Source organism: Kitasatospora sp. NPDC091207, assembly GCF_044768625.1.
In the GTDB taxonomy this organism is placed as follows: domain Bacteria; phylum Actinomycetota; class Actinomycetes; order Streptomycetales; family Streptomycetaceae; genus Kitasatospora.
Map to the genome: position 1 here is coordinate 979997 of NZ_JBIVVS010000001.1, position 19835 is coordinate 999831.

General features: G+C 71.0%; 18 protein-coding genes. 10 read left to right on the plus strand and 8 right to left on the minus strand.

Going from position 1 to position 19835, the window contains the following annotated elements; translation table 11 throughout:
- The first annotated feature begins 18 nt into the window (after positions 1–18).
- Positions 19–978 carry a YihY/virulence factor BrkB family protein gene (locus tag ACIQTO_RS04450; RefSeq protein ID WP_402382608.1) on the plus strand — a complete coding sequence of 320 codons (960 nt, stop codon included), beginning with the start codon at positions 19–21 and terminating at the stop codon, positions 976–978.
- A gap of 23 nt (positions 979–1001) precedes the next feature.
- On the opposite strand, the gene ACIQTO_RS04455 is transcribed toward ACIQTO_RS04450, so the two are convergent.
- Entirely contained in the window at positions 1002–2213 is a 1212-nt protein-coding gene (locus tag ACIQTO_RS04455; RefSeq protein ID WP_402382611.1) for a D-alanyl-D-alanine carboxypeptidase family protein, read from the minus strand.
- A 142-nt stretch (positions 2214–2355) separates the two neighbouring features.
- On the opposite strand from ACIQTO_RS04455, the gene ACIQTO_RS04460 reads away from it, so the two are divergent.
- Complete coding sequence (locus tag ACIQTO_RS04460; RefSeq protein WP_402382614.1) at positions 2356–2613, plus strand: SCO4848 family membrane protein; 258 nt, start codon at positions 2356–2358, stop codon at positions 2611–2613.
- Between the two features lie 193 nt (positions 2614–2806).
- Here ACIQTO_RS04460 and ACIQTO_RS04465 read toward each other — a convergent pair whose 3' ends face one another.
- Genes ACIQTO_RS04465 through sdhC form a run of 4 tightly spaced genes read right to left on the minus strand, consistent with a single transcriptional unit; the run spans position 2807 to position 6257 of the window.
- Positions 2807–3580 carry a succinate dehydrogenase iron-sulfur subunit gene (locus tag ACIQTO_RS04465; RefSeq protein ID WP_371518497.1) on the minus strand — a complete coding sequence of 258 codons (774 nt, stop codon included), beginning with the start codon at positions 3578–3580 and terminating at the stop codon, positions 2807–2809.
- Positions 3580–5322, minus strand: a complete 1743-nt coding sequence (gene sdhA / locus ACIQTO_RS04470) for a succinate dehydrogenase flavoprotein subunit (RefSeq protein ID WP_402382617.1) — start codon at positions 5320–5322, stop codon at positions 3580–3582. Before sdhA ends, ACIQTO_RS04465 begins: the two co-directional genes overlap by 1 nt.
- A 54-nt stretch (positions 5323–5376) precedes the next feature.
- Positions 5377–5868 carry a succinate dehydrogenase hydrophobic membrane anchor subunit gene (locus ACIQTO_RS04475; RefSeq protein ID WP_360631424.1) on the minus strand — a complete coding sequence of 164 codons (492 nt, stop codon included), beginning with the start codon at positions 5866–5868 and terminating at the stop codon, positions 5377–5379.
- 8 nt (positions 5869–5876) lie between these two features.
- Positions 5877–6257 carry a succinate dehydrogenase, cytochrome b556 subunit gene (gene sdhC / locus ACIQTO_RS04480; protein ID WP_360631421.1) on the minus strand — a complete coding sequence of 127 codons (381 nt, stop codon included), beginning with the start codon at positions 6255–6257 and terminating at the stop codon, positions 5877–5879.
- A 254-nt stretch (positions 6258–6511) separates the two neighbouring features.
- Here sdhC and ACIQTO_RS04485 point away from each other — a divergent pair, with 254 nt between their 5' ends.
- The gene (locus ACIQTO_RS04485; protein WP_402382619.1) at positions 6512–7279 is read left to right on the plus strand and encodes a hypothetical protein; all 768 of its coding nucleotides are present in this window, start codon (positions 6512–6514) and stop codon (positions 7277–7279) included.
- 13 nt (positions 7280–7292) lie between these two features.
- Here the strand turns inward: ACIQTO_RS04485 and ACIQTO_RS04490 are convergent, their stop codons facing one another.
- The 3 genes from ACIQTO_RS04490 to ACIQTO_RS04500 all read right to left on the minus strand — a co-directional run bounded on the left by ACIQTO_RS04490 (position 7293) and on the right by ACIQTO_RS04500 (position 10563).
- The gene (locus ACIQTO_RS04490; protein ID WP_402382773.1) at positions 7293–7838 is read right to left on the minus strand and encodes a 2-oxo-4-hydroxy-4-carboxy-5-ureidoimidazoline decarboxylase; all 546 of its coding nucleotides are present in this window, start codon (positions 7836–7838) and stop codon (positions 7293–7295) included.
- Positions 7839–8089: 251 nt separating this feature from the next.
- Positions 8090–9745 carry an alpha/beta hydrolase gene (locus tag ACIQTO_RS04495; protein ID WP_402382622.1) on the minus strand — a complete coding sequence of 552 codons (1656 nt, stop codon included), beginning with the start codon at positions 9743–9745 and terminating at the stop codon, positions 8090–8092.
- 77 nt (positions 9746–9822) lie between these two features.
- Positions 9823–10563 (minus strand): SDR family oxidoreductase, encoded by a 741-nt coding sequence (locus tag ACIQTO_RS04500; protein ID WP_402382625.1) that lies wholly within the window; start codon positions 10561–10563, stop codon positions 9823–9825.
- 222 nt (positions 10564–10785) lie between these two features.
- Between ACIQTO_RS04500 and ACIQTO_RS04505 the strand changes: the two genes are divergently transcribed.
- The 7 genes from ACIQTO_RS04505 (at position 10786) to ACIQTO_RS04535 (ending at position 19805) form a co-directional block, all read left to right on the plus strand.
- Positions 10786–12375, plus strand: coding sequence for a methylmalonyl-CoA mutase (locus ACIQTO_RS04505; protein ID WP_402382628.1), 1590 nt, complete (start codon positions 10786–10788; stop codon positions 12373–12375).
- A 191-nt stretch (positions 12376–12566) separates the two neighbouring features.
- Positions 12567–13820, plus strand: a complete 1254-nt coding sequence (locus tag ACIQTO_RS04510; RefSeq protein ID WP_402382631.1) for an amidohydrolase — start codon at positions 12567–12569, stop codon at positions 13818–13820.
- A gap of 233 nt (positions 13821–14053) precedes the next feature.
- Positions 14054–15106 (plus strand): BMP family protein, encoded by a 1053-nt coding sequence (locus ACIQTO_RS04515; RefSeq protein ID WP_402382634.1) that lies wholly within the window; start codon positions 14054–14056, stop codon positions 15104–15106.
- Between the two features lie 338 nt (positions 15107–15444).
- Positions 15445–16986, plus strand: coding sequence for an ABC transporter ATP-binding protein (locus ACIQTO_RS04520; protein WP_402382775.1), 1542 nt, complete (start codon positions 15445–15447; stop codon positions 16984–16986).
- A gap of 4 nt (positions 16987–16990) precedes the next feature.
- The gene (locus ACIQTO_RS04525) at positions 16991–18148 is read left to right on the plus strand and encodes an ABC transporter permease (RefSeq protein WP_402382635.1); all 1158 of its coding nucleotides are present in this window, start codon (positions 16991–16993) and stop codon (positions 18146–18148) included.
- The gene (locus tag ACIQTO_RS04530) at positions 18145–19410 is read left to right on the plus strand and encodes an ABC transporter permease (RefSeq protein WP_402382638.1); all 1266 of its coding nucleotides are present in this window, start codon (positions 18145–18147) and stop codon (positions 19408–19410) included. Before ACIQTO_RS04525 ends, ACIQTO_RS04530 begins: the two co-directional genes overlap by 4 nt.
- Positions 19407–19805, plus strand: coding sequence for a cytidine deaminase (locus ACIQTO_RS04535; protein WP_402382641.1), 399 nt, complete (start codon positions 19407–19409; stop codon positions 19803–19805). The genes ACIQTO_RS04530 and ACIQTO_RS04535 overlap by 4 nt, the downstream gene beginning before the upstream one ends.
- Positions 19806–19835: the final 30 nt, after the last annotated feature.

Below are 19835 nucleotides of genomic sequence, written 5' to 3' on the forward strand. Positions count from 1 at the left end.
GCCGGTATAACCGGACAGGTGGACTTCCTCACCCGCCTCCCGGTCATCGGCCCGCTCGTGGCGTGGGTCCTGCGCAGCCGTCCGTACCGCGCGTACGAACACTTCACCGCCGCGCGCGGCAACCGGCTGGCCGGCGCGGTCACCTTCTTCGGCTTCCTCGCGCTCTTCCCGCTGCTCACCGTGGCGCTGGCGATCGCGGTCGCCACCCTGACCGACTCCCGGGTCGCCGAACTCCAGAAGCGCATCTCCGACCAGCTGCCGGGGATCTCGGACGCGCTCAACCTGTCCTCGCTGGTGGCCAACGCCGGCACGGTCGGACTGGTCAGCGGCGTGCTGCTGCTGATCTCCGGCCTCGGCTGGGTGGACACCATGCGCACCTCGATCCGGGACGTCTGGCAGCTGCCGGAGGAGGACGGCAACCCGGTGCTGCGCAAGGTCTGGGACTGCGTGGTGCTGGGCGGCCTGGGTCTGGTCTCGCTCTTCTCGCTGGCCGCCTCCGCCGCCGGGACGACGCTGGCCGGCCGGATCGCCGGCTGGATCGGCCTGGGGACGGGCGGTCCCGGCGGCTACCTGCTGACCGGTGTCGGCCTGCTGATCGCGGTCGGCTCCGACATGGTGCTCTTCGCCTACCTGCTGGCGCCCTTCCCCCGGATCCGCGGCCAGCACCGGCGGGACGTGCTGCTGGGCGCGCTGATCGGCGGGGTCGGCTTCGAACTGCTGAAGATCCTGCTCGCCTCCTACCTCGGCTCGGTCGCCGGGAAGAGCCTCTACGGGGCCTTCGGCGTCCCGGTGGCGTTGCTGCTCTGGATCAACTTCGTCTCCCGGCTGCTGATGTACTGCGTCGCCTGGACGGCGACGGCCGACCCGGCCGCCGCCCGCGACCGGGCCCGTGCGCGGGCGGCGGCCATGGTGCGGGCCGCCGACGAGGCGGAGGCGGCGGAGCGGGAGGGCACACCGAAGGCCCGGCCCCAGGAGTGAGGCCGGGCCCGGGGCGGCGCCCGTCAGCCGGCGGAGGGCCGGCCGCGCCGCCGCAGCAGGAACCGCGCACCGGCGCCGCCCGCCGTGAGGGCGAGCGCGATGGCCACCCAGCCGACCGGGCCGAGCCCGGCGGCACCGTCGCGGGCCGGGGCGGCCTGGGCGGGCGCCGAGGCCGCCACTGACGGGTGCGGCGGGGGCGCGGGCACGCCGGCGGTGCCGCCCGCCTGTCCGGTCGGTGTCGGCTCACCGGCCGGCGCCTCGTCCACCAGCTTGCCGACCGGGGTGACCTTGTCGGCCGCCGCGAACCCCCAGTCCAGCAGCGCCGCCGTCTCGTCGTAGACCTTCTGGTAGGTCGTCGGGTGCATCACGGTCACCAGCAGGGTGCGGCCGTTCCGCTCGGCGGCTCCGACGAAGGTCGAGCCGGCCTCGGTGGTGAAACCGTTCTTCACGCCGATCAGGCCCGGGTACTTGCCGAGCAACCGGTCGGTGTTGGCGATCCCGAAGCTGCCGCGCTGGCCGCTGTTCTTGTCCACCGCGCCGGGGAACAGGGCGTCCCGGGTGGCGCAGTACATCCGGAAGTCGGGATTGCGCAGCCCGGCCCGGGCGAACAGGGTGAGGTCGTAGGCCGAGGAGACCTGGCCGTCCATGTCGTAGCCGTCCGGGGAGACCACCCGGGTGTCCCGGGCCTGCAGCGCGTTCGCGCGGGCCTGCATCTCGGTGACGGTCTGCTGGACCCCGCCGTTCATGTGCGACAGGACGTGCACCGCGTCGTTGCCGGAGCTGAGGAACACCCCGCGCCAGAGGTCCTCGACCTTGTAGTCCAGGTCCTCCTTGATGCCGACCAGGCTGCTGCCGGGGCCGATCCCCTGGATCTCCGCGTCCGCGACCCGGTGCACCAGGTTGCGGTCGAACTTGGGCAGTACGGTGTCCGCGAAGAGGATCTTCAGGGTGCTGGCCGGCGCGAGCCGCAGATGCGGACTGCTGGCGGCGAGCACCGCGCCTGACGCGGCGTCGGCGACTATCCAGGACTGCCCGGTGAGATCCCCCGGCAGGGCCGGGGCGCCGGCCAGCGGGGCCACCTGGACACCGGAGAGCCCCAGCCGCTCGCCGCCGATCGCGGCCGGCGGGGGAGGCGGCTCGTGCGGGGCCGCGACGGCCGCCGGGGCGGCGAGCAGAACGGGGAGCGCCGCGGCGTACGCGGCGAGCAGGTGTGCGAGCTTACGGCGTGTGGGCACCAGCAGACCGTACCCAGTCCGGAGCTCCGCCGTCCGCCGCTCCGGGCCCGTCCTCCGCAGGAGGGGGCCGCCGTACGCCGAACGGCCGCCCGCGCATACTGGAGCGGCACACCATCTTCACGTCAGCCGCCGAGGACCGTCCATGAAGCTCAGCCGTCGCACCTCCTGGTTCCTGACCGCCTTCGGCGTCTGGTCCATGATCATCTGGGTCACCTTCGTCAAGAACCTCTGGAAGGACTCCGGCGGCCAGGCCTTCACCGACGGCGACCACTCCCAGCCGACCGCCTTCTTCTGGATCCACCTGCTGCTCGCCGTGACCTCCTTCGTCCTCGGCGTGGCCGTCGGCGCCGTCGGCGTCCGCGGCCTGCGCGCGACCCGCCGCGAGCCCGCCGCGAGCTGATCCCCGCCGCCACTGTCGGACCCCGCTGGCAGGATCCTCACCGTTCGACATTCGACAAGGGTGGGGATCCGGGCCACCGGACCCGCGTCCAGCGGCTGGTCCGCGCCCAGGGATCTGGGCGTGCTGCGCTGAGCATGCGAGGAGGCCCCGCCCGATCCGAGGATCGGGCGGGGCCTCCGTCGTGCCGCAGGGCTCAGAAGCGGCGGGTGACCAGCGCCCGCTTCACTTCCTGGATCGCCTTGGTGACCTCGATGCCACGCGGGCAGGCCTCCGAGCAGTTGAAGGTGGTCCGGCAGCGCCAGACGCCCTCACGGTCGTTCAGGATCTCCAGCCGCTGCTCCGCACCCTCGTCGCGCGAGTCGAAGATGAAGCGGTGCGCGTTGACGATCGCGGCCGGGCCGAAGTACTGGCCGTCGTTCCAGAAGACCGGGCAGGACGACGTGCACGCGGCGCACAGGATGCACTTGGTGGTGTCGTCGAACCGCTCGCGGTCCTCGGCGGACTGCAGGCGCTCGCGGGTCGGGTCGTTCCCCTTGGTGATGAGGAACGGCATGACGTCCTTGTACGCCTGGAAGAACGGGTCCATGTCCACGACCAGGTCCTTGAGGACCGTGAGGCCCTTGATGGCCTCGATCGTGATCGGCTTCTCCGGGTTGACGTCCTTGATCAGGGTCTTGCACGCCAGCCGGTTGCGGCCGTTGATCCGCATCGCGTCGGAGCCGCAGATGCCGTGCGCGCAGGAACGGCGGTAGGTGAGGGTGCCGTCCTGCTCCCACTTGATCTTGTTGAGCGCGTCCAGGACGCGCTCCTTCGGGTCCAGGGTCAGCTGGTAGTCGACCCACACCGGGTCCGGGTGCTCCTCCGGGTTGAACCGGCGGATCCGGAAGGTGACGGTGATCAGCTCGACGCCGCCCGCCTCGACCGCGTCCAGAGCGGCCGAGTGCTTCTCCACAGTCGGAGTGCTCATCAGTACTTACGCTCCATCGGCTGGTAGCGGGTCGTGACGACCGGCTTGTAGTCGAGGCGGATGGAGGTGGTGCCGTCCTCGGCAACCTCCTGGTACGCCATGGTGTGCTGCATGAACTTCACGTCGTCACGGGTCGGGAAGTCCTCGCGGTAGTGACCGCCGCGCGACTCCTCGCGGGCGAGCGCGGAGACCGCCAGCACCTCGGCCAGGTCGAGCAGGTTGCCCAGCTCGACGGCCTCCAGGAGGTCCGTGTTGTAGCGGAAGCCCTTGTCCTGGATGGCGACGTGCTTGTAGCGCTCCCGCAGGGCGGCGATGTCCTCGACCGCCTGCTTCAGGGTCGCGCCGGTGCGGTAGACCATGGCGTTGGCGTCCATGGTCTCCTGCAGCTCCTTGCGGATCTGCGCCACGGACTCGGTGCCGGTGGACTCGCGCAGGCCGTCGACCAGCGCCTGCACCTTCTCGGCCGGGTTCTCGGGCAGCTCGGTGTAGTCCACCGTCTGCGCGTAGTCGGCGGCGGCGATGCCCGCGCGCTTGCCGAACACGTTGATGTCCAGCAGCGAGTTGGTGCCCAGCCGGTTGGCGCCGTGCACGGAGACGCAGGCGACCTCGCCGGCCGCGTACAGGCCCGGGACGACGTCGGTGTTGTTGCGCAGGACCTCACCCTCGACGTTGGTCGGGATGCCGCCCATCGCGTAGTGCGCGGTGGGCTGGATCGGGATCGGGTCCGTGTAGGGCTCGATGCCGAGGTAGGTGCGCGCGAACTCCGTGATGTCCGGGAGCTTGGCGTCCAGCTGCTCCGGCGGCAGGTGGGTGAGGTCCAGGTAGACGTGGTCGCCGTCCGGACCGCAGCCGCGGCCTTCGCGGATCTCGGTGTAGATCGCGCGGGAGCAGACGTCACGGGACGCGAGGTCCTTCATGACGGGGGCGTAGCGCTCCATGAAGCGCTCGCCGTCCTTGTTGCGCAGGATGCCACCCTCGCCGCGGGCGCCCTCGGTGAGCAGGATGCCCATGCGCCAGATGCCCGTCGGGTGGAACTGGAAGAACTCCATGTCCTCCAGCGGCAGGCCGCGGCGGTAGACCAGGGCCTGGCCGTCACCGGTGAGGGTGTGGGCGTTGGAGGAGACCTTGAAGAACTTGCCGGTGCCGCCGGAGGCGAACACGACGGACTTGGCCTGGAAGACGTGGATCTCGCCGGTGGCCAGCTCGTAGGCGACGACGCCGGCCGTCTTGCCCTCGTTGATCAGCAGGTCGAGGACGTAGAACTCGTTGAAGAACTCGACGCCGTGCTTGACGCAGTTCTGGAACAGCGTCTGGAGGATCATGTGACCGGTGCGGTCGGCCGCGTAGCAGGACCGGCGGACCGGGGCCTCGCCGTGGTTGCGGGAGTGGCCGCCGAAGCGGCGCTGGTCGATCCGTCCCTGCTCGGTGCGGGAGAAGGGCAGGCCCATCTTCTCCAGGTCGAGGACGGCGTCGATGGCCTCCTTGCACATGATCTCGGCGGCGTCCTGGTCGACCAGGTAGTCACCACCCTTGACCGTGTCGAAGGTGTGCCACTCCCAGTTGTCCTCCTCGACGTTGGCGAGGGCGGCGCACATGCCGCCCTGGGCCGCGCCGGTGTGGGACCGGGTGGGGTAGAGCTTGGTCAGCACCGCGGTGCGGCTGCGCTGGGTCGACTCGATGGCCGCGCGCATGCCGGCGCCACCGGCGCCGACGATGACGGTGTCGTACTGGTGAATCTGCATGGGGGTTCTAACTCGCCTCTGGCCTCTGCCGATTGCCGATTAGATGCTGTGTCGTCAGATGTTCGGGTCGAAGGTGAAGATCACCAGGGTGCCGAGCAGCACGGTGAAGACCGTGGCGGCGCCCATGAGGCCCTTCAGCCAGAGCCGGGTGGAGTCCTTCTCGGCGTAGTCGTTGATGACCGTCCGCATGCCGTTGGCGCCGTGCAGCATGGCGAGCCAGAGCATCAGGAGGTCCCAGCCCTGCCAGAACGGCGAGGCCCAGCGGCCGGCCACGAAGGCGAAGCCGATCTTGGAGACGCCGCCGTCGAGCACCAGCATGATCAGCAGGTGGCCGAGGATCAGCACCACCAGGACGATGCCGGACAGGCGCATGAAGAGCCAGGCCAGCATCTCGAAGTTGGTCCGGGTGCGGCGCGGGGTCTTCTTGGTCCGCTGGCGGGCCGGCTCGACCACAAAGGCGTCGGCCGGGTTACCGGTGCCGAGGCCCTTGCCGGTGTGCGCCTGGGCGGAGGGGACCACCAGGGCGTCGGAGTATTCCGTGGTCATGTCTCAGATCACTTCCCGAACCAAGAGGTCAGCGTGTGCTGAAGGATCGGGTAGAAGGCGCCCGCCATCAGGACGACCCACACCCCGACCACGGTCCAGAGCATCTGCTTCTGGAACTTCGGGCCCTTCGACCAGAAGTCGACGGCGACGACCCGGAGGCCGTTGAGGGCGTGGAACAGGATGGCGGCCACCAGGCCGTACTCCATCAGGTTCACCAGAGGCGTCTTGTACGTCTGAATCACAGAGTCGTACGCCTCGGGCGACACTCGCACCAGTGCGGTGTCCAGGACATGGGCGAACAGGAAGAAGAAGATGAGGACGCCGGTGACTCGATGAGCCACCCAGCTCCACATGCCTTCCCGGCCGCGGTACAGCGTTCCAGCCGGCACGGAAAAACCCTCCGGAAGCGATTGGGGGCTCGGCCGGCTTCGGTGTCGGTCAGCCCGGCCGGGTACGGTCCACCGGCCGCCAGCATCCTATCGACGCGTTTCTGTGAACCGCCTCCGGGGGCCCGAGGTGTGATCAATCAGGCACGACTGGCCTAGTGCGGGGGGAACCGGGGCGGCTTTGGACACCCAGCGTGACCGTCTGGTTGCGCTACCGTGGCCGCCCGCTCCTTCGCCGACATCCTGCCGAGGCCCCCGTGCCACTGAGCCCGCCCCGCCGCCCGTCCGCCGCAGTCGCGGTCGGCGTCCTGCTGCTCGCCGTGGGCTGCACCACGGTCGGCGGCTCCGCCGACCGGGTCCAGCCGGCCCGTGAGCTGTCCGCCGCCGAGCTGCGGGCGGCCGCCGTGGCCGACGCCGATCTGGGAGCGGGCTACACGGTGACGGTGATGACGCCCGGTCACGGCGAGACCGGGTCGGGCGGCGGCCGGGAGGTCTCCGACCTGCCCGTCTGCCAGCCGCTGCTGGACGCGGTGACCCCGGCGGTGGCGGCGGGCGGCGGCACGCCCTCGCCCGGCCCGGCGGATCCGTACGCGGAGACCGATCTGAGCGTGGCGCGGGCGGCCGACCCCAAGGGCGGCGTGTACGGAGGGCTGCTCGGCTACCGGGCCGGGCGGGCGGCGCAGCTGCAGGCGGAGCTGGAGAAGCTGTTCGGCCCGTGCGCCTCGTTCGTCTCGACCGCTCCGCCGCCGCCGGCGGAGAAGAGCCGCAAGCCGGTCCGGACCAGGCACCGGTTGATCCGGGACGACACGCCCACGGCCGGGGGAGCGGACGCGGTGACCGGGTTCACCCTGACGAGTGAGTCGGGCACGGTGGTGCTCTCCCAGCGTGCGGTGGTGGCCCGGGTCGGTCCGGTGCTGGCGGTGCTCACCACGGTCGGCGTCGGCGCGGAGCCCGCCGCCGCGCCGGACGAGCGGATCGTCCGGCAGCAGGTGGTGAAGCTCCGCGCCGCGCAGGCACGCGGGTGAGGGTGGGCCCGGTTCAGCGCGCCCCGGCCCCCGAGTGGGTCGCGACCAGGTGTTCCAGGCGGGTCAGGGCGATCCGGCGCAGCTCGTCCGAGGCGATCAGCCGCTCCTCGTCCGGGTCGTGCGCCAGTCGCGTGCGGATCGAGCTGAGCACGGTGTCGAGCATCTCCTCGGGGGCCACGCCGTCCAGGCAGACCACGAAGACGTGCCCGAACCGGGCCTCGTACGCGGCGTGGGCGGCGCGAAGGGCGGTGTGGGCCGCCTGGCTGCCGGGTGCGCGCATGCCCAGGAGTGGCTGCGGCATCCAGCTCTCGTCCGCCAGCGCCTCGGCCAGGTCGGCCGGTCGCAGGTCGTAGGAGGCCTCGCTGGCCGCGGCCAGCAGGGACTCTATGTCGGGGTAGGGCCGGTGGGCGGTGAGCCGCAGGGCCCAGCGGTGGCTGCCGCAGCAGGCGAGGAGGGCTTCCTCGGCCGCGCCGGCGTCGGCCTCGTTGAAGCGGTGCAGCCCGAGGAGGGTCGGCTCGGAACTGGGATCGAGCCGCGGTGACGGGATGTCGCTGGCCAGCGGGTCCTCCTCGTGAGGGCGGGAAGGTGCCGGTGAAAGGGGTGGTGAAGCAGGTGAAGTATGGAGCTGCGGGGCGGTGTCCGGGACCCGCCGGGCAGCGGCTCAACGGTAGTTGAGCAGTCATCAGTTGGGGAGGGCGCACGCGGAATTCATCCGATCGAGCTATCAAGTTGTGACGTTGACACCTCGGTGTCAGCGCCCTCCCCACGCTCATCTGCTCATGGTCCAGGGCTTTCGCGGGCCGGCGGCGCTCAGGAGCAGCGGGTTCCGGCGGCCGGCACGGTGCCCTCCACCAGGTAGGCCTCCAGCGCGGCGTCGACGCAGCCGTTGCCCTTGCCGAACGCGCCGTGCCCCTCGCCGACCCGGGTCAGCAGGGTGGCGTTGGCGAAGCCCTTCGCGAGCGCCTCGGCGGAGGCGTACGGGGTGGCCGGGTCGCCGGTGGTGCCGACCACCAGGATCGGCGCGCTGCCCTCGGCGCGGACGGCGTGCGGCTGCTCGGTCGTCTTGAACGGCCAGTACGCGCAGGACGGCTCGCTGTAGTCGTCCACCGAGACGCCCTTGGACAGCAGCGGGGCCTCGGCCTGGAGCCTGGCCACCGCCTGCTGGGCGCGCTCGGGGCTGGGGGCCGGCCGGGTGCGGTCGGCGCAGCTGATCGCGCTGTTGGCCTCCTCCATCGGGCTGTAGTGGCCGTTCTCGTCGCGGCCGTTGTACTCGTCGGCGAAGGCGAGCAGGTAGTCGCCCTTCTTGCCGAGCATGGCCCAGCCGAGCGCGTTGCGCAGGTACGTCCAGGACGTCTTCTCGTCGCCGTAGAGCATCTGGATGGTGCCGGTCCAGGCGAGGTCGGCGCCGAGCTTGCGGCCGTCCTTGGCGGTCATCGGGTGCTCGCGCAGTCCGTCGAGGAAGTCGGCGGCCTTCTGGGCGGCCTTGGCCGGGTCCTTGCCGAGCGGGCACTCGGCCGCGTGGTTCTGCACGCAGTCGGCGGCGAAGCGCTCGAAGGACTTCTCGAAGCCCACCTGCTGGTCGATGCCGTGCTCCAGCCCGTCCTGCGCGGGGTCGACGGCGCCGTCCAGGATCAGCCGGCCGGTGTTCTGCGGGAACTGCTCGGCGTAGAGCGCGCCGAGGTAGGTGCCGTAGGAGATGCCGAGGTAGTTGAGCTTCTTGTCGCCGACGGCGGCGCGCAGCACGTCCAGGTCACGGGCGGTGTTGCGGGTGCCGACGAAGGGCAGCAGCTTGCCGGACCTCGCCTGGCAGGCGGCGGCGTGCTCGGTGGCGTACTTGACGTGGTCGGCCTTGCGGACCGCCGGGTCCAGCGAGGAGTCGCGCTGGTTGGACTCCTCGTGCTGCTTGTCGTCGTAGCAGACCACCGGGGAGCTCTCGCCGGTGCCGCGGGGGTCGAAGCCGACCACGTCGAACCGGTTGTGCAGGGCGCCGTCGTACTGCTTGGCGCCGTACTTGACCATCTCGATGCCGGAGCCGCCCGGGCCGCCCGGGTTGACCATGAGCGAGCCGAGCTTCTGGTCCGGCTTGGCGGCCGGCAGCTTGATCAGCGCGATGTCGAGGGCGTCGACGGCGGGGTTGGCGTAGTCGAGCGGGACGTGCAGCTTGCCGCAGAGCATCCCGGATATGTCGATCTTGGCCTTCTCGGCCTGCGGGTCGGCCGGGCAGGCGGCCCAGGAGACCTGCTGGCCGTAGAACGGCTTGAGCGCCGGATCGTCGGCGCCGGTGGGCTTGGGGGTGGGCGTCGGCGTCGCGGTGGGCGTCGGGGCGGCCGGGGCGGCCGACGGGGTCGCGGCGGCCTGGTCCTGGGCGGGCTTGGCGTGGTTGTCGCAGGCGGAACCGAGAAGCAGGGTGCCGACCGCGAAGGCGGTCAGCAGAACGCGCGGGCGGGCGGCCCGAAGAGATGTCATCGCACGTATGTATCACTGCCGGGTGACATGTTCGATCTTGCCCCCGGCCGGGGGGCCGCCCGCCCGCGCGGCCGGGGTCAGGTCCGGTGCACCTTGTGGTTGGCGGCCTGGGCCCGCGGGCGCACCACCAGCAGGTCGATGTTGACGTGTGGGGGCCGGGTGACCGCCCAGCCCACCGTGTCCGCGACGTCCTCCGAGGTCAGCGGCTCGGCGACGCCCGCGTACACGGCGGCGGCCTTCTCCTCGTCACCCCGGAAGCGGGTGACGGCGAAGCCCTCGGACTTCACCATCCCCGGAGCGATCTCGATCACCCGGATCGGCTCCCCGCACAGCTCCAGCCGCAGCGTGGCCGCGATGGTGTGCGCCGCGTGCTTGGCCGCCACGTAGCCGCCGCCGCCCTCGTACGCGGCCAGCGCCGCGGTGGAGGAGAGCACCAGCACGGTGCCGTCGCCGCTCGCCCGCAGCGCCGGCAGCAGCGCCTGCGTCATGTGCAGCACGCCGAGCACGTTCACCTGGTACATCGCCAGCCAGTCGGCCGGGTCGGCGGCCTCGACCGACTCCGCGCCGATCGCCCCGCCGGCGTTGTTGACCAGCACGTCCACCCGGCCGACCGCGGCCGCGAAGGCGTCCACGGCCGCCCGGTCGGTGACGTCCAGGGTGTGGGCGCGCCCGCCGAGCTCCTTGGCGAGCTCCTCGATCCGCTCGGTGCGGCGGGCGGTCAGCACCACCTCGAAGCCGTCGGCCGCGAGCCGGCGGGCGGTCGCCGCGCCGATTCCACTGCTGGCGCCGGTGACCACGGCCACCTTCTGCTTGGTCATTGCCACTCCCTGGGGATCACGTCGGTCGGTCAGTACCCCGGTCGGGGCAAGTACCCCGGTCGGGAAGTACGTCGGTCGGGGAAGTACTTCGGTCGCTCACCCGATCATCTCAATGGCACCGGCTCCGCCCGCGCCGGGCCGGGCGCCGTTACATTGCGAAGGCCGGGCGCCGTCACCTCGCGAAGGGCGGTGCGCCCGCCCGCCGATCCCGTGGAGGGACCCATGGCAGCCGAGCCGCGCCGCACCGAGTCGGGCTTCCCCGTCGAGCCGCTGTACGGGCCGGAGGCGCTGGACGGCTGGGACCCGCGGGAACGCCTGGGCGGCCCGGGGGAGTACCCGTACACCCGGGGCGTCCACCCGTCGATGTACACCGGCCGGCCGTGGACGATGCGCCAGTACGCCGGCTTCGGTACCGCCGCCGAGTCCAACGCCCGCTACCGGCAGCTGATCGCGAACGGCACCACCGGCCTCTCGGTCGCCTTCGACCTGCCCACCCAGATGGGCTACGACTCGGACGCCCGGCTCGCGGCCGGCGAGGTCGGCAGGGTCGGCGTCGCGATCGACAGCGTGGCGGACATGGGCGTCCTGTTCGAGGGCATCCCGCTGGGCGAGGTCTCCACCTCGATGACCATCAACGCGCCGGCCGGCCCGCTGCTGCTCCTCTACCAACTGGTCGGCGAGGCCCAGGGCGTGCCGGCGGCCCGGCTGACCGGCACCGTCCAGAACGACGTGCTGAAGGAGTACATCGCCCGCGGCACCTACATCTTCCCGCCGAAGCCCTCGCTGCGGCTGGTCGCGGACGTGTTCCGGTACTGCCGGGCCGAGATCCCCCGCTGGAACACCATCTCGGTCTCCGGCTACCACATGGCCGAGGCCGGGGCGGACCCGGCGCAGGAGATCGCCTTCACCCTCGCCAACGGCATCGAGTACGTCCGCACCGCCGTCGCGGCCGGCATGGCGGTGGACGACTTCGCGCCGCGGCTCTCCTTCTTCTTCGTGGCCCGCACCACCCTGCTGGAGGAGGTGGCGAAGTTCCGCGCCGCCCGGCGGATCTGGGCCCGGGTGATGCGCGAGGAGTTCGGCGCGCGGGACCCGAGGTCCCGGATGCTGCGGTTCCACACCCAGACCGCCGGGGTGCAGCTCACCGCGCAGCAGCCCGAGGTCAACCTGGTCCGGGTCACGGTGCAGGCGCTGGCGGCGGTGCTCGGCGGCACCCAGTCGCTGCACACCAACAGCTTCGACGAGGCGCTCGCGCTGCCCACCGAGAAGTCGGCCCGGCTCGCGCTGCGCACCCAGCAGGTGCTCGCCCACGAGACCGATCTCACCGCCACCGTCGACCCGTTCGCCGGCTCCTACGCGGTCGAGTCGCTGACCGACGGTGTGGAGGCCGCCGCGCTCGCGCTGATGGGCCGGATCGAGGAGCTGGGCGGGGCGGTGGCGGCGATCGAGGCGGGCCACCAGAAGGCCGAGATCGAGCGCACCGCCTACCGCGTCCAGCAGGAGACCGACTCCGGTGCGCGCACGGTGGTCGGGGTCAACCGGTTCCGGCTGGACACCGAGGAGCGGTACGAGCCGCTGCGGGTGGACCCGGCGGCCGAGGCGCGGCAGGTCGAGCGGCTGGCCGCGCTGCGGGCCGGGCGCGACTCCTCGGCGGTGGGCCGCGGGCTCGGCGCGCTGCGCCGGGCGGCCGAGGGGCGGGACAACGTGCTCTACCCGATGAAGGAGGCGCTGGCCGCCCGCGCCACGGTGGGCGAGGTCTGCGACGCGCTGCGCGAGGTGTGGGGGACGTACACGCCCGCCGAACGGTTCTGAGAGGTCGTCAATCCGCCGTCCGAGTGGCCCCGTGACCGTCGGCACGGGCGGTCGTTGCACAGGGCACGCAACCTGGGGAAGGCGACTGAAACGAGATGTCATACCCATCTGCTCAGCCACTATGCGCCCATACGGGGACTTCTTTGCGGGAAGTCAGGCCAAAACCCCCCAAGAGGCCTACCCTTGTTGAGATGAACCGTCCTGAGTCCGCCCAGTCGGCCATCACGCTCACCGCTGCCCACCCCGTCGCCGGTCTGCGTGACCGGGTCACGGCACTGGAGCCGGAGCTGATCGCCTTCCGCCGCGATCTGCACCGCCACCCGGAGCTGGGCCGCCAGGAGTTCCGCACCACCGGCCTGCTGCGCGACCGGCTGACGGCGGCCGGTCTGGCCCCCCGGGTACTGCCCGGCGGCACCGGGATGACCGTCGACATCGTGCCGGACGGGACCGCGCGCGACGCCGAGTTCCTGGCCTTCCGCGCCGACATCGACGCGCTGCCGATCGACGACGCCAAGACGGACGTGCCGTACCGCTCCACCGTCGCCGGCCAGGCCCACGCCTGCGGCCACGACGTGCACACCTCGGTGGTGCTGGGCACCGCCCTGGTACTGGCCGGGGCGGCCCGCTCCGGTGAGCTGCGCCGCCCGGTCCGGCTGGTCTTCCAGCCCGCCGAGGAGGTCATGCCGGGCGGGGCGCTGGACGTGATCAAGGCCGGCGGCATGGACGGCGTCGGCCGGATCTTCGCGGTGCACTGCGACCCGAAGGTGGAGGCGGGCCGGATCGCGCTGCGCACCGGGGCGATCACCTCGGCCTGCGACCGGCTGGTGCTGCACCTGGACGGCCCCGGCGGCCACACCGCCCGCCCGCACCTGACCACCGACCTGGTGACCGCGATCGCGCGGATGGCCGCCGATCTGCCGGGCGCGCTGGCCCGCCGGATGGACCCGCGCTGGGGGGTCAGCCTGGTCTGGGGCCGGATCGCCTCCGGCTCGGCCCCCAACGTCATCCCGCAGCACGCCGAGCTGGAGGGCACCGTCCGCTGCCTGGAGCTCGCGGGCTGGCGCGAGGCGCCGGACCTGCTGCACGAGCTGATCGCCAAGCTGGCCGAGACCTACCGGGCGAAGTGGACGCTCGACTACCACCGCGGGGTGCCGCCGGTGGTCAACGAGGCGGTCTCGGTGGGCCTGCTGGAGGCCGTCATGACGGCCCGGTTCGGCCAGGGCGGCCGTCAGGTGGTGGAGGACACCGAGCAGAGTCTCGGCGGGGAGGACTTCTCCTGGTACCTGGAGCACGCCCCGGGCGCGCTGGCCCGGCTCGGGGTCCGCGCCCCCGGCGACGCCACGGTCCGTGATCTGCACCAGGGCCGCTTCGACGTGGACGAGCGGGCGATCGGGATCGGCGTGGAGCTCTTCGCGGCGCTGGCGCTGGAGGGCGACGAAGCATAGTCGATGGAGTGCCCGAGTTGTCGGATTCAGGGCTCTATGGACGGTTACGTACACTGGGCAGCGCCAGTTCCGACCACCCTCCGCGTACGGGGAAGGGGCCTCGGGGAGGCCGTGAGACCACGGTTTGATAACAACCCGAATGCTCCGGCAGCCTGTGACCCAACCGTGTTCTACGCGCGTTACGGTGGCGTCCGACCACGCTAAACGGGTGCGTGTGAGAAGGAGAAACTCCCTTGCGCCGTTCTACTAAGCTCGCTGCGGTTGTGCTCTCGGGTTCCCTGGGCATTGCCTCGCTCGCCGCTTGCGGCGCAAAGAGCAACGACACGAATGCTTCTTCCGGCTCCTCCGAGGGCGGCCTGAAGGTCGGCATGGCCTACGACATCGGTGGCCGTGGCGACCAGTCGTTCAACGACTCCGCCGCCCGCGGCCTGGACAAGGCCAAGGCCGAGCTGGGTGTCGGCGTCACCGAGGCCGACGCCAAGACCGGTGAGGCCGAGGCCGACAAGGAGACCCGGCTCAAGAACCTGGTCACCGCCGGCTACAACCCGATCATCGCGGTGGGCTTCGTCTACCAGGGCGCCGTCGAGAAGGTCGCCAAGGAGAACCCGAACACCAAGTTCGCGATCATCGACTCGGCGTCCGACACCCAGCCGAGCAACGTCACCTCGCTGACCTTCTCGGAGCAGGAGGGCTCGTACCTGGCCGGTGTGGCCGCGGCCCTCAAGTCCAAGAACAAGCACGTCGGCTTCATCGGCGGTGTGCAGTCCGAGCTCATCAAGAAGTTCGAGGCGGGCTACAAGGCGGGTGTGAAGTCGGTCGACCCGAGCATCGCGGTCGAGACCACCTACCTGACCACGCCCCCGGACTTCTCCGGCTTCAACTCGCCCGACAAGGGCAAGGAGGCCGCGCAGGGTCAGCTCGACAAGGGCGCGGACGTCATCTACACCGCCGCCGGTTCCTCCGGCAACGGTGCCATCGAGGCCGTCGCCAACGCTGGCAAGCTGGCCATCGGCGTCGACTCCGACCAGGCCGCCCAGCCGGCCCTGGCGAAGTACAAGAACAGCATCCTCACCTCGATGGTGAAGAACGTCGACAAGGCCGTGTTCGCCTACATCGACTCCGCCAAGAAGGGCTCCCCCTTCACCGGCGTGAAGAACTTCGACCTGAAGGCCGACGGCGTCTCGCTCGCCACCACCGGCGGCAAGATCGACGACATCCAGGGCAAGCTCAACGACGCCGCCACCGCCATCAAGAGCGGCGCCACCACCGTCCCGACCGCTCCGTAAGGCGCGTCCGGACGTCGCTGCCGCTGCCGTCTGCCCGGCAGCGCAATGATTGACGCAGCATCAGGGAGGGGCCCGGAAGGGTGCGCTCAGTGCGTACCCCCGGGCCCCGTCCCGTACCCCACCGTCTTTTCTTGGCCCTCCAGCGCAACGACGCGCCTCCAGACCACCAGGAGATCGCCATCACCGCATCCGACCCCGCCCTCAGCAAGGGCGGTACCCCCAGCGCGGGGACGGCGACACCGGCCGTCGAACTGCGCGGAATCACCAAGCGCTTCCCCGGCGTCGTGGCCAACCACGACATCAACCTCACCGTCCGCACCGGCACCGTGCACGCGCTCATGGGCGAGAACGGCGCCGGCAAGTCGACGCTGATGAAGATCCTCTACGGCATGCAGAAGCCGGACGAGGGCACCATCGCGATCAACGGCGAACTGTGCGAGTTCACCACCCCGGGCGACGCCATCGAGCGCGGCATCGGCATGGTGCACCAGCACTTCATGCTCGCGGACAACCTGACCGTCTGGGAGAACGTCGTCCTCGGCGGCGAGAAGCTCCACGGCATCGGCGGCAAGGCCAAGGCGAAGATCAAGGAGATCTCCGACCAGTACGGCCTGGGCGTGCGCCCGGACGCGCTGGTCGAGGACCTCGGCGTGGCCGACCGCCAGCGCGTCGAGATCCTCAAGGTGCTCTACCGCGGCGCCAAGATCCTGATCCTCGACGAGCCGACCGCGGTGCTCGTCCCGCAGGAGGTCGACGCGCTCTTCGACAACCTGCGCGAGCTCAAGTCCGAGGGCGTCACCGTCATCTTCATCTCGCACAAGCTGCACGAGGTGCTCTCGGTGGCGGACGCGATCAGCGTCATCCGGCGCGGCACCACGGTCGGCGACGCCGACCCGGCGAACGTCACCGCGCGCCAGCTGGCCGAGCTGATGGTCGGCGCCGAGCTGCCCTCCCCGGAGAGCCGCGAGTCCACCGTGACCACCGACGAGATGCTGAACGTCCGGGACCTGCGGATCGCCAAGACCGATGCCGAGGGCATCGAGCGCGTCGTGCTCGACGACATCTCGCTGCACATCCACCAGGGCGAGATCCTCGGCATCGCCGGCGTCGAGGGCAACGGCCAGGCCGAACTGGTCGAGGCCATCATGGGCATGCTGCCGCTGGACGGCGGCACCGTGACCCTCGACGGCAAGGACCTCTCCGGCACCCTCACCCGGGCCCGCCGCGAGGCCGGCATCGGCTACATCCCCGAGGACCGCCACAAGCACGGCCTGTTGCTGGAGGCCCCGCTCTGGGAGAACCGGATCCTCGGTCACGTCACCGAGACCCCGAACTCCAAGGGCGTGCTGCTCGACCCGGCCGGTGCCCGCAAGGACACCCAGCGGATCGTCGAGGAGTACGACGTCCGCACCCCCGGCATCGAGGTCACCGCGGCGTCGCTCTCCGGCGGCAACCAGCAGAAGCTGATCATCGGCCGCGAGATGAGCCACCAGCCCAAGCTGCTGATCGCCGCCCACCCCACCCGTGGTGTGGACGTCGGCGCGCAGGCGCAGATCTGGGAGCACATCCGGGTCGCCCAGCGGGCCGGCCTGGCCGTCCTGCTGATCTCCGCCGACCTGGACGAGCTGATCGGCCTCTCCGACACCATCCGGGTGATCTACCGCGGCCGTCTGGTCGCCGACGCCGACCCGGCCACCGTCACCGCCGAGGACCTGGGGACCGCGATGACCGGTGCGGCCCGCGGCCACATCGAGTCCGACGCCGACGCCGTGGAGGAGTTCCACGCGTTCAGCGCGGAGGGCACCGACGCTGCCGCAGCCGAGGACGGCACTCCGTCCGACACCCCCACCGACACCGCCGACCCGCAGGCGGGGGAGTAGCCACATGACCAGTCCCACCCCCGCCGCCAAGCCCAGCCCGGTGAAGCGGTTCGACGGCGAGAAGATCGTGCTCGCCCTCGCCGCACCGGTGCTCGCCGTCCTGCTCTCCGTCGCGATCTGCTCGGTGCTGCTGGCGACCTCCGGCAAGAACCCGTTCGACGCGTGGAACGTGATGATCACGTACGCCACCAAGTCGGACGGCCAGGTGGCCATCCTCAACCGGTCCACCACGTACTACCTGGCCGCCGCGGCCGCCGCCTTCGGCTTCCGGATGAACCTCTTCAACATCGGTGTCGAGGGCCAGTACAAGGTCGCGGCACTGTTCGCGGCCTTCGTCGGCAGCAAGCTCGACCTGCCGTCGTTCATCCAGATCCCGCTGCTGCTGATCACCGCCATGCTGGTCGGTGGCCTCTACGCCAGCATCGCCGGTCTGCTGAAGGTCTTCCGCGGCGTCAGCGAGGTCATCTCGACCATCATGCTGAACGCGATCGCGGTCGCCATCGTCGGTCTGCTGCTCGTCCCCGGCATCTTCGCGCCGGAGAAGAGCTCCACCAGCAACTCCATCCAGACCTCGCCGGTCTCGGAGTCCAGCCACTTCTTCGCGATCAACACCGACGGCGGCCCGCTCTACGGCTTCCTCTTCATCGCGATCCTGGTCGGCGTGGCCTTCCAGTTCACCCTGACCCGGACCCGCTTCGGCTTCGACCTGCGCGCCACCGGCCGCTCGGAGACCGCCGCGACCGCGTCCGGTGTGAACGTCAAGCGCATGGTCGTCACCTCGATGGTGGTCTCCGGCGCGCTGGCCGGCCTGATCGGCATGCCCGAGCTGCTGCAGAACTCGTACAACTTCGGTCAGAGCTTCCAGGGCGGCCTCGGCTTCCTCGGCATCTCCGTCGCCCTGCTGGGGCGCAACAGCCCGATCGGCATGGCCTTCGCGGCCGTGCTGTTCGCCTTCCTGGACGCCACCGGCTCGCAGTTGCCGCTCCAGGGCGGCTTCCCGTTCGAGATCGTGCCGGTCATGCAGGGCACCATCGTCATCTGCGTCGTCGTCGCCTACGAGCTGGTGCGCCGCTACGGCCTCAAGCGCCAGCAGCAGAAGGTCGGCGCCGAGCTGGCCGCCCAGGCCGCGGCCGCCAACGAGAAGAAGGAGGTGTCCGCATGAGTACGGCCACCGCCGCCCGCGCGAAGGCGCCGGGCGCTCCCGCCAAGAAGCGCAAGATGTCCTGGCCCGTGGTGCTGCTGCTGATCGCGGGCGCCCTGGTCCTCTTCTCCGCCGTGGGCATGGCCACCGGCAACCACTCGCTGACCTCCTCCGGTCAGGTCACCGCCGCGCTCAGCGCCGCCGTGCCGATCGGCATGGCCGGTCTGGGCGGTCTCTGGTCCGAGCGGGCCGGCGTGGTCAACATCGGCCTCGAAGGCATGATGGTCGCCGGCACCTTCGCCGGCGCCTGGGGCGGGTACCTGGTCAGCCCCTGGTTCGGCCTGGTGGCCGGCATGCTCGGCGGTGCGCTGGGCGGTCTGCTGCACGCCGTCATCACGGTGACCTTCGGCGTCGACCACATCGTCTCCGGTGTCGGCGTCAACCTGCTGATCCCCGGCATCTGCGCATACGTCAACCGGATCTACTACAAGGACTACATCTCCGTCGGTGCCGGCGCGAACCAGTCCCCGCCGGCCGATCCGCTGCCGTACATCACCATCCCCGGGCTCTCCTCCGGGCTGAAGGACATCGAGCTCCACCACTGGTTCCTGGTCTCCGACGTCGCCGGTGTGCTCGGCGGCCTGGTCACCAACATCTCGGTGGTCGTGCTGCTGGCCGGCGCGCTGATCGTGGTCAGCTACTTCGCCCTGTGGCGCACGGTGTTCGGCCTGCGGTTGCGCTCCTGCGGTGAGAACCCGACCGCGGCCGAGTCGCTGGGCGTCAACGTCTACAAGTACAAGTACTACGCGGTCGTCACCTCCGGTGCCTTCGCGGGCCTCGGTGGCGCGTACCTCTCGCTGGTCGCGGCGCACTTCTACAAGGACGGCCAGACCAACGGCCGGGGCTTCATCGGCCTCGCGGCGATGATCTTCGGCAACTGGATGCCGGGCGGCCTCGCCATGGGTGCCGGTCTGTTCGGCTTCACCGACAGCCTCCAGCTGCGTGACCCGGAGTCGGTGCACGTGCTGATCCTGGTGGTCGCCATCGCGATGTTCCTGCTGGCGCTCTGGAACCTCTACCGCCGCAAGATCCCGGCCGCGCTGATCACCTTCGTGGTGGCCGGCGGTCTGGCGACCTGGTACGCCACCACCGAGGAGGTGCAGCGTCCGCTGATCGTCGCGACGCCGTACGTGATCACCCTGGTGGTGCTCTCGCTGGCCTCGCAGCGGCTGCGGCCGCCGAAGGCCGACGGCCAGATCTACCGCAAGGGCCAGGGCAAGTGACGGCCCCCGCGGTGGAGGTCGACTGGGAGGCGCTGCGCGCCGCCGCGCGGGAGGCGATGACCCACGCCTACGCCCCGTACAGCAAGTTCCCGGTCGGCGCGGCCGCGCTGGTCGACGACGGCCGGGTGGTCACCGGCTGCAACGTGGAGAACGCCTCGTACGGGCTCGCGCTCTGCGCCGAGTGCGGCCTGGTCTCCACGCTGCACGCCACCGGCGGCGGCCGGCTGACCGCGTTCACCTGTGTGGACGGGGACGGCGGTCTGCTGATGCCGTGCGGGCGCTGCCGCCAGCTGCTCTACGAGCACGGCGGGCCGGAACTGCTGGTCGAGCTGCCGTCCGGCGTGAAGCCGATGAGCGAGGTCCTCCCCGACGCGTTCGGGCCGGAGCGGCTCTAGTCTTTGTTTCTGTTACGCGCGTAGAGTGTC